The sequence below is a fragment of the Pannonibacter sp. CBAS1226 genome (assembly GCF_055685825.1).
This window is the reverse complement of sequence record NZ_JBVOUO010000036.1, coordinates 1-739: the sequence shown is the minus strand read 5'-3', so window position 1 is coordinate 739 and position 739 is coordinate 1. Positions and strand designations below refer to the sequence as shown.

Here is a 739-nt window from a genome sequence, read left to right as displayed (position 1 = left end):
TCTGCACCGTGGTGTTGGCGCCGATGGTGATGTTGGTGTAGCCGGTCACACCGGCGCCGCCGCCGCTGGCTGCGGTGCGCAGCTGCAGCACGTCGCCCACGGCAAGGCCCGTGGCATCCTGCAGGAGCGAACCGGAAGACAGGGCATCACCCGAGGCATTCAGGAAGGTTGCGGAAGACTTGCCGCCTTCAAGTTGCATGGAGGTGGCGCCGCCCTTGGCCTGTGCCAGGTCCTGCAGGTTGAGGCCCGTGGACAGGGTGGTGTCGGTGTAGTCAACGGCCGTGACGGTCAGCTTCGAGGTGTTGTCCTCGTTGAAGATGGCGGTCAGGTTGTTGCCTTCGCCGGCCAGCAGGTTCTTGCCCTTGTAGGAGCTGTCCTTGGCCATGTCCTCGATCTGCTTGAGCAGATCGTTGTACTGCTTGGCGTATTGGGCGCGCTCGTACTGGCTCTGGGTCTGCAGGGCCTGGTTGGCCTTGGCCTTTGCCGTCTCCGTCAGCTTGGTGATGTTGGTGATGCCCTGATCGGCAGCCTTCATCGTCTGCACAACCTGGCCCATGTCATCGAGCAGGGTGCTCAGATCCTTGGCGCGGTTGTTGAGGCCGGAAGCGGTGAAGAAGGAGTTCGGATTGTCGAGCGCCGAGTTGACCTTCTTGCCGGTCGCGAGCTTGTTCTGCACGCCCGACATGAAATCGGCAGTCTGCTGCAGGGTGAGCAGGTTCTGCCGTACGGCGGCGGACAG

The 739-nt window shown here is 62.8% G+C and carries 1 protein-coding gene; it reads right to left on the bottom strand.

Annotation, left to right across the window (positions count from 1 at the left end):
* Nucleotides 1-739: flagellin N-terminal helical domain-containing protein (locus AC0CMF_RS25245; RefSeq protein WP_472482580.1), on the bottom strand; the 739-nt coding region annotated here is incomplete at both ends.